Genomic DNA, 9926 nt, shown 5'->3' on the forward strand with positions numbered 1-9926 from the left:
ATCTAAAACATCAGATATGATAGAAAGAATTTCTGAGCTTATACCTGAATATATAGTGCTTTCATAGCCTTCTTCTATTATATCAAAAGGAATAAATGAGGAATGATTTACTCCGACTCTTAATTTATTCTTAAAAGACAAATATTTTTTTTCTTCTTGAGTGAGAAAAACCTTAATTTCACTTACTTCTAATTTATTCGGTTGAATTACTTTTCCATTAGTTTCTAATGAAAAAACCATTAATAAAGACCATAAAAAAAATAATATCATTTTCATATTATATTACTTCTCTTTGCAAAGTCAGCTAGCTCAAGAACATTATTAACACCTAATTTCTCAAATATTCTTTTTTTATAAGTACTAATGGTCTTTTCACTTAATGATAGTGCTCTCGCTATCTCATTATTATTACTACCATTAACTAAAAGTTTCATGACTAAAAACTCTCGTTTAGATAATTTACCTAAAGGATCATCACTCATTTTTTTGTTTGATAATGTTTTTAATGCTCCATCAGGGAAAAAATTATACCCTCTTATTATCGTATTTAAAGCAAGTCCTATTTCTTTGATATCTTGACTTTTTGATATAAATCCATTAGCACCAGCTTCTATACAACGGCGTGCAAAATATATTGAATTTTGTGATGTGAATATTAGTATTTTCACATTAGGAAGATAATTCTTTATTTTTTTAGTTAACTCTAATCCATCAATCCCAGGTAAGCTAATATCTAAAATAATAACATCCACTTGATAATCTATATTTCTCAATGTATTAAGTATTACATAGCCATCATTGAATTGCTCAACGACGTTATAGCCTTCTTGCTCAACAATGCCTTTTACTGTTGCTAAAACTACTGGATGATCATCAACTAAAATAATATTTTTCATTTTACCTCTCTGTAAGAAAATTCCCCTGGATTTTTAAATGAAATCCGATTAAAAAGGAAAAAATATCTTATATATGTAAGGATGAGACGAAGCTATACTTTATTCTAATGGCATTCCTTTTGGGGAGATAAACGATTAAAACAGCATAACACGCGTAGTATACTTGGCTACTCACCATCCATATTTTGAAAACTTAAAAATAACCATGGTATCCCACAAAGTCATAAATCCACGTGTTATATACTGTTTATATTAAACAATTTCTTTTTTTGTAGACACTCAGTTCTATAGGACTAACATAGCCATTATGATCAAAATCTATGTCCCAAAAACTATGATTTTCAATCTCACCAAGCTCTTCTTCTGTCAACAAGCCATCATTATTTTTATCCAATACTGAAAACGATGGTACACGATCCTTCGTCGAATCACATCTTACCTCTGGAACCATCCCGGTAAAACTCACAGCGACGACAGAGCTAGTCTTACTGTATGCAAAAGGTATATAGGCTATTGCGATACCACATACTAAGGTTAAAATTTTTAGATTTTTCATAGCGTACCCTTTTTCGTCTCACTCGTACTCTTTGAGAATGGTACGCTATTGATTTTCTGTCAATAAATGATAACAAAAAGTAAGAGTCTCACAGAAGTGAGCTCTCATTGCCAAATTTTCAGAAAGTTTTCGATAAAATCAACTATATAACCTTGGCAAGGTTATATAGTTGATAGCGGTCTAGTGAAATTTATTTGGCAAGGTAGATGCGTATTTCGGTGATTGCGATCACTCGTTTCGGTTTATTCCGTCTTGATCAATAATATTTGATCAAGTAATATCACCCTTGAAAATAATCTCTGAATGATATTCAAAGAGATTAGATGACTGTAAGTAAAGTCTAGAATAGATAATAGTTAGCCTAGCTTTTTGATATTTACCATTAATGATTTAGGTTTAAAAATATTCAACAACATCGTCTAATCATAGTATCATTCATCTCTTACCAAGCGAACAGCGAGCTTATTTGTCGTTGGATTAGTAGCAATAAATCCAGATGAAAAAATTTGAGAACTAAAAAAAATTACATATGCTAAAGTACGCTGTGGGTCTCCACCTTCGGGTGTAGACGCCCAGTAAACACTACCTTCTGTATTAGGGAAAATAAATTCATTAATAGCTGGTGCCGTACAACGTCTTTCTACGATCGATCCCAATTCATTTATATTAGGCAGCCGCCAATCGCTGTAATTACCGAGTTTGTAATTTTTTGCCGCCGATAAAGCTGATGGCCAGTCCATTAGACTAATAGAACCCATGCAAGTTGTTCCGTCCCAAGTTTGTCCCAATGAGCAACGCATCCACATCAACTTCGTAGTGGTATGCGTTACCATGCCATTATTATTCACTATAAAATGGCTGTTTGGTGTATCTTCGATAATATCATTTCTACAATGAGCACAAGCGTTACCCATAATTAATATAAAGATAAAAGTGACCACCAGGACTCGAAGATTAAATAAGATACTCATAAAAAACCCTAAATGTAAATTAAATTCCACTAAACATACTTATTATTTTCTGGGTACTCATTGGGTAGAACGCACCAAAATAGCATGTAGGCTGTCAGTTTTCCTTAACGTTTGTGCTGTCCCTGAGCCAAACACTACCCATGCTTTATCACTATCGCCCGCAAAGGGATTACTCGTCCAGTAATGAGAATTTGGCGTATTCATGAAATAGTTTGTATCGATATCACGGTATGATTTATTTACGATACTATATAACTCATGAACCGTTGGTATTCGCCAGTCATCGTAACCACAAAACTTCTGCTGGTTAACAGCACGCACATAATGATAGATATCGCATTCACTATCCAAGCATGCACCACCATTGCGAATGCCAGCATAGCCACCATTACTAATGTTGTCAGGGTTATACCAAGTGTAAGTATTACCCCGATGACTCAGCAGGCCATTTCTACCCTTAGCCTCCCACATCAGTCCAGTAACATTATCACGAATACAATTCCATTGATTAGCGACAGTCTCGAAGCCATACGCATCAATCTTACTAAAATCAAATCCTGCCACACCATCGCCAATTTTATCCAAATCACCAGCACTTGCTAAAGCATCACGTCCCCAATCACCATCCTGTCCACCATAAGGTGCTTGCATAGGACACGGCCCCTTAAGACCGTAGCCTCCCATACACCAATCAACGCCGGTATCGTTCAACTTCGAAAGATGATGTACATAAATTTCTATAACACCAGTAGCATAGCCACCATTGTGATCGGATAATACGTAGGTCACGTAATGTAAACCTGTTTTATTACTCTTAAAAGTAAAACTTGTATTGGTAAAACTTGCATTTTTACTGATACTAACATGAGCATTATAAGCATATACATCGATTAATTGAACTAAGTCTTTATCCCCATCAATTAAGTAATTGCCAGGTTTATAAATAGGGGTAGAAGTTATTTTATCAGCCTCTAAATAAAAATGAACTTGGTTACCTTTTTCATCAAATATTGAGTTACCATTACTATCAGTAAGAGCAATAGGTGAACCATAAGCATCTAAATAGCCTTGATTAAAATAAGGCGCTATATCTATCGTAATTTCCGTCCATGCTTTAACTTTTATATAATCTAACTGCTGCCCAAGTGTGAAACTAGACGTATCACCATAGCGAAAATTCTTTGCCATAGGAGCACGATTGCTTACCGTACTTCCAACAGCAACATCAATCAAACCTTGAATAATCGATTGCTTGCTTGCATTTATATAGCTAAATACAATCCGATGAAGACCTTGTGCAGACATCTCCGAACCTGCTTGATAATAAATTTCGTTTCCATTTGCTGGATTAATATACGCGCGACCCAGCCCAAGTACTTGAATACTGTTTTCATCTATGACGTACCCATCAGGAACTACACTACCATCATTAACATTAATTAAAACAGTATCATTAACTTGCGTAACTGCTGAAAACTGTCTCATTCCTTGATCAGGCTGTGAATTACTCGCAGTGACACGTAGTATTGCACTTGATGTACTAGCACTTAGTATGTCTTGCATAGTATACTGGTAATAACATTCCAAAGCCGATTCAACGTAATCAAATTCAAAATTAATTTTTGTATCTTGAGTATTATATCTTTTGCATTCTTCACGATTACCGATTTGTTCAACATTAAATAATGAATAATGAGCTCCAGGATTTACCGATTGAGTATAATTTATCAAGTCAATTGTACTAATGGTAGCTAAGGGAATTTTATGATTAATATCTTGAGCATTAATTTGATTCCAAATCGGAGATAAGTTATTAACATTCTCCAATGATTCATCATTACACCCGATTAACGTAAAAAGTGCTATAATAAACAATACATTGTTTTTATTTAAAATCTTCATAACTTACCTACATAATTCATGATCGGCAAAACTAAACTTCACTGAGCGAAAGTTCGATAGATTCTATCAAACATAAAAATCAGTCGCGTTTGGATTAAGGTCGTCATAATAAACTAAACGAAGAAGAAGAAAAGTGAGATTACATAGCTATTGCTGTAGTCAAATTCTTACAAATGTACTATCTAAATCGAATTTCTACTGATCGCTCTATATCACTATTACTTTCGGTTATCGGGTCGTGATAAGAGGCTGATGACCAAGATAGTCTTTCTGCATCAATTCCATTATTTATTAAGTAATCATATACCGTTTTAGCTCGTTCAAAAGAGATGCGTTGATTGATCATATCACCACCTATTTTATCCGCACGCCCTGTTAGCTCAGCCTTTAACTGAGACATCTCACGCATCAGATTAACAACCTCTTGTAGGTAAAAATCTGCTAGAGTGTTTGGAATAATTTTAGACTGACCTAATGGAAAAGCGATAATACGGTTATTTCCTACTAACTGGACCTTATTTTCTATTTTTATCCTTTCAACATACTCAATTTTCGGTGACATCATTTCTTTTTGTACAGGTTGAGATTGTTGCCCAAACTTGTAAGTGATACCTAAATAAATCTGATGCAAATGAGTATCGGTCCCAGATGTAAATCTTATGTTATTATAGTAATTATAACCCACTTTGGTCGCAAAAGGTTTCGATATGTTATACTCTAATCCAGTGCCAGCAATACCACCATAACTATAAGATTCATGTAATTCATCGTAACTATTAGTGAAATAATGACTCATTCCTATATTAGCAAAAACGGATAAGTTATCTGTCAAAAAGTAGTTCGACTTTATTCCTAACACACCAATGTGTACTTTGTTTTTACTCATTACATCCATATAATCGTAGCTAGAATATAATGATGAATAATCATGAAACTGGTATCCAAACTCTATTTTACCTGTCGGTCCATAATGATTTTCACCAGCCAATTCTGGTCTATTTTCTCTAACTACAATACCGCTAGAAATACCTAACCAAAACCCTTTATGATAACCTACATGCTGAGGATAATCACTGGCTAAAATACTTGGTGAAATAATCCATAAAAAATAGAAAGCCATGATTTTTTTCAACATAATTTACCTTGAAATCGTTAATAAAATTTAGGTTAAAAATAGAAATTAATACCCATTGATAATGAGTAAATATCATCATCACCATAGCCTTTATAAAAATATTCGTAACTAAACTGAGTGCTAATTTTCTTGTCTAATTTTTTTTTAACACCAATAACTGCTGTTGGGTTAATCTCAGAGTCATAAATATAGCCACCAATCCCTGTGTATAGAGTAAAATCAGAATCAAGATGATGTAGATAATTTCCTCTAAATTGATAAGCATAGATATTATTACCATTTAAATTTCTACCATAGCTACCATAGCTACTTTCTATACCCAAGTTTAAAGTAAATAAGTATCCAGCTCTTACACTAACACTCTGGCTATCTGTGAGATCATATTCTCTATCATTAACATTATAATGAAGTGACGATCCTACGTAAAAATTATTTTTTATATTTTCTGCTCTTGAATCAATAGTCACTAAAATCAATACGATAAAATTGATGACTTTCATCATCAAAAAACGTTTAGATTTCATAGATTTTCCTCAAAAATAATGTTGATCACATCATTATAACTTCCTGTTTCCACTTGATCTTTATTTATACTTTCATAGCCAACATCCAAAATAAAATCAACATTTCTCATATTGTTTATCCCTTCTGAAAGAATGATGGAATCATGAATCAGTACACCATCCCTGACTATCTCACTAGCCGAACAAGCACCTTTACAGCGTATCGAATATGGTATTTTAGTTGGTCCATCTAAACTATAACGTCTATTGCTGAATATCAATTTTAATCCGTTGTTGAAATAGCCATTAGCATTAACATTGAATTTTGTTGAACCAGAAACAATTTTTGCCTGTGTATCATAAACTGGCTCTATGACACCATCACCATTGATAGAAATAGATGTTAAGTAGCTTGGTTGATAATCCAACTCTACTTGAAAAGTATAATAAAAATTACGATAAGTTAACGCACCCGAACTAGTATAATACTCATAGTAAGCAACTAATGGGATACTTCCTATATATTTACCTGACTCCATTCCCTCAAAATTACGTAATAATTCTTTCTCGTTAATTTCAATAATTGGCCGTGTAAAATAAAATGGATTAGATCTTGAAGCATATGTGAAATCAAGTCCTGAACGACAGGATTCTCCCAATAATGAAACCACGGTATGATCCATATTCATGATATAGCAATTGCCAGAATCACCTGATTGTTTAGGTTTTAAGTTTCCAAAGTTATACTCTAGTCCTACAATTTTTATTGATGCTGACACTTGACTATCAGTACCTAAAAGATTTATTTTCTTTGGAGGAGAAACCATGTGTGTCGCAGGTATCCATCGCTGAGTTGGTTCTAAATTATTAACTATGTCCCAACCTGTTGGTACATACAACTCACCACTAGGCATTTTTATTGCCCCAATCCAATCCACCTTGTTAGCAGTAACTTTTCCTCTTATTATTGCTGCATGAGAAATAAAAGATAGACTAGTAAGCAATAGTAATATTGTACTCTTATAAATTTTCATAAATCGCCTAAACCACGTTAATTGATCAAATCTAGTGATTGTTTACCTTTATAAGATTCATCATGATTATATACTTTTACTTCAATTTTATCACGTTTGAAATGATCAGGTAATTTTATTTGTCTTTCTCTTCCAGACAATAAGCGTTCAGTTACTCTACAATTATTTTTTACAATCGAGCTACATTGATCAATAACTAAATTTAATAATGTATTACCTGTATTCCTTGCTAAAATATATTCACCTCTATTAACTAATGTATAACTAATATTTTGGTTTTTAGCTGGAATTATAAATAATGAAGCGTAACCATAGTTAATCATCACTGATGATTGTGATGAAACACTATCTTCAAAATAAGGTGATGGTTCAAAAACAATTGAAAACATTAAATCTTTATCATGAGCACAAGAATCAGGATCACACAAAGCTCTGATACCAATATCTTTACTTACGCCAGGTTCAATAATCAGCTTTGGTGTAGTAGTAATAATTTTCCAGTCATCGAAGTTTTCTTCAGTATATTTATTCCTAATAATATTTCCTTTTTCATCTGTGATTAATTCATATATATAAGTATTGACGAAACTAGTTTGCTCGAGATCATTCGTTAATGAAATAATACTATTACCACGGTCGTCAGATACTAAATACATTGAATCGATCGATAAAGAATTAGCTAATGAGCTAAATAGTAACGCACTGATTAAAAAAATTCTTCCAAACATTAGTTTTTACTCTTAATTGAAGATAGACTTAAATCTTTAATTGATAGTTCTTGTATACCTTTCACTTTCACAATATCTAAGTATTTATCATTTAATCCCAATTTAGCATAGTCTAGATCACTCTCTTCGGATAAAATATAAACTGCTTTGAATTTACCCATATCTTTTACAATAGAATAACGATCATTACCAATAATTTTAAGCATGTCATCCGTAATAAAGTCATTCTCGAAAATCCCTATGAAATATAATGATTTTTCTTCATTATTAATGTTAACTAATACATTATCCATAGGTTGTATATTAGGTATGCAGTGGTTTCGACCATAATTCATTAGATCGCGAGAGGTTTTACTCTCAGGAATAATACAGACATTATCATCTGAATATAATTCAAAATCTAACCCATCCATTAATGATATTTGAAAGACACCATCAGTTATTTTTTGTACATGATGACAACCTAAACCCTTACAGACAATATTTTTAACTTTATGACCCATAACATCATCAAATGAACTAACAAAAGAAAGTATATTTTTTAAATTAGGCTCTAATTTTACCACGCTACCTGGTTTAACAAATTCATTTATTTTTGATTCACCAAGATTAATCAGTGATACACTTTCTGTATCGATATTAATATCATACTCATTGTAAATATTAAGGGGATAAAGTGTTCTTTTTTCATAGATAAACGATTTATTTTGTAATTTACCATTTTTTCTCACGGTAACGTAACCATAAGTATCTTGTTCACTTTCTGAGCTATCGACCTCAATCACCCCATATGCATCTGATTTATCAGATGTCCATGCAATCTTGTTTCCATAAATCATCTGATTGCTTGATAAACTGCCAGAAACTCCTCTTTTTTCTCCGGTTGAATCTACATAGGTGTAAGCACTACCTTGCCAATTTTCTTGCTTAGTACTTGCGGTTAATACCATGTCGATAGTGTTTTTATCTTCTTCTCTTACATAGTAGTTCTGTGCGATAGAAAGGTTAGAGTTAATTTCTTTACTTGTGAAAACATCGGTTTTATTAATACTATTTCTAATCTGATTAAGGCTTTTCGTATTGAAAGCCAATAAACTACTTGATGAATATCCAGAACCTAAGGGTACAGATAAATTAATTTGCGTATTAAAACTATTATCACTGTCTTGATAATCTAGGGATATACCCAAATTAATACCATGTTTTAATGGTATATTAAATCCTGATGTTGCCGACCAGTAGGAGTAAGTATCTTGCCCCCCCCTAAAACTATCTAATATAGTTTGGGTACCTTTTGAAATAATTGAGTATATATAAATTCCATTACTAAAACGATAGTTTCCACTTAAGCTTGTTCGACTGTACTTACCATCAGAATAAACAAACTGAGCCAGATTTCCATTATCATTACCAGTTGAGAAGTTTTCATTCCTTAATGAAAAAATTCCATTTCCTAGATTGCTATCAAAATGATAGCTTCCATTATTAAAATAATTAAATGACATCTCTAAAGTTAACTGATACGGTAAATAGATCTGAGTACCACTGATTGCAGCCCATTCACCATCGGAATACAATCCACCGACACCTACGGTTAAAGGGCTAAGAACACGACTAGCAAGTAAACCTTTAGTGAAAAATTTACCCTCAAAATAGTCAGCATAGGTAGATTGGCCATAGCTATTACTATTAAATACTCCAGAACTGATCAGGTAGTCAACATCACCCACAGCTAATGTATCACGTGAACTATTATAGATTTGAACTACTTCTGAAGAAATGATTTGACCAGCAACCACAACCTCTACTCGAACTTCATAACGTCCTGATGGCAACTCATCATAACTAATGAAACCCTGTCCTTCACCTATATTCATTTGTTTTATAATACGATCATCACGATATATTATTAGCTCACTATTTGTAGGAGCATAATAAAATAATTTATTATAAGCACCACGCTCTCCTATCAAAAGATTTTTTGAACTACCAAAATTAGCTGATGTCTGCTGGTAACGTGTGTTAGTTGAGAGAAAATCTGTTGAATTAAATCTTACATCATTTTTAAATTTCCCTAGATATAAACGTGTATTATCTACACTTATATCATAAGATAGCTCTTTTGTATCTAAACCTTTAGATGATTCACTGTTTGAATAAGAAAGATCCGCTGTAATATGTCCTAGAGATAAACCTAACAA

At 32.7% G+C, this 9926-nt stretch carries 10 protein-coding genes; all 10 read right to left on the minus strand.

Translation table 11 applies throughout. From position 1 onward, the window contains the following. Positions 1-276 (minus strand): hypothetical protein (locus tag CAG58_RS04875; protein ID WP_161439698.1); only part of this gene is annotated, 276 nt, incomplete at its 3' end. Then, the gene (locus tag CAG58_RS04880; protein WP_161439699.1) at positions 273-896 is read right to left on the minus strand and encodes a response regulator transcription factor; all 624 of its coding nucleotides are present in this window, start codon (positions 894-896) and stop codon (positions 273-275) included. The genes CAG58_RS04875 and CAG58_RS04880, both read right to left, overlap by 4 nt. Before the next feature lie 247 nt (positions 897-1143). Continuing rightward, complete coding sequence (locus CAG58_RS04885; RefSeq protein ID WP_161429809.1) at positions 1144-1452, minus strand: EF-hand domain-containing protein; 309 nt, start codon at positions 1450-1452, stop codon at positions 1144-1146. 431 nt (positions 1453-1883) lie between these two features. Beyond that, entirely contained in the window at positions 1884-2423 is a 540-nt protein-coding gene (locus CAG58_RS04890; protein ID WP_161429810.1) for an Lcl C-terminal domain-containing protein, read from the minus strand. 57 nt (positions 2424-2480) lie between these two features. Beyond that, on the minus strand, positions 2481-4325 hold the full coding sequence (locus tag CAG58_RS04895) for an Lcl C-terminal domain-containing protein (RefSeq protein WP_161429811.1): 1845 nt from the start codon (positions 4323-4325) through the stop codon (positions 2481-2483). Positions 4326-4503: 178 nt separating this feature from the next. Next, on the minus strand, positions 4504-5460 hold the full coding sequence (locus CAG58_RS04900; protein ID WP_161429812.1) for an OmpA family protein: 957 nt from the start codon (positions 5458-5460) through the stop codon (positions 4504-4506). A 32-nt stretch (positions 5461-5492) separates the two neighbouring features. Further along, a complete protein-coding gene (locus tag CAG58_RS04905; RefSeq protein ID WP_161429813.1) occupies positions 5493-5984 on the minus strand; it encodes a porin family protein in 492 nt (163 codons plus the stop codon). Beyond that, a complete protein-coding gene (locus tag CAG58_RS04910; RefSeq protein WP_161429814.1) occupies positions 5981-6997 on the minus strand; it encodes a hypothetical protein in 1017 nt (338 codons plus the stop codon). Before CAG58_RS04910 ends, CAG58_RS04905 begins: the two co-directional genes overlap by 4 nt. Positions 6998-7014: 17 nt before the next feature. Further along, positions 7015-7725, minus strand: coding sequence for a hypothetical protein (locus CAG58_RS04915; RefSeq protein ID WP_161439700.1), 711 nt, complete (start codon positions 7723-7725; stop codon positions 7015-7017). Then, a partial coding sequence (locus CAG58_RS04920; protein ID WP_161439701.1) for a TcfC E-set like domain-containing protein occupies positions 7725-9926 on the minus strand: 2202 nt, incomplete at its 5' end. The genes CAG58_RS04920 and CAG58_RS04915, both read right to left, overlap by 1 nt.

It is taken from the genome of Vibrio sp. V31_P5A7T61 (assembly GCF_009904895.1).
Lineage (GTDB): Bacteria > Pseudomonadota > Gammaproteobacteria > Enterobacterales > Vibrionaceae > Vibrio > Vibrio metschnikovii.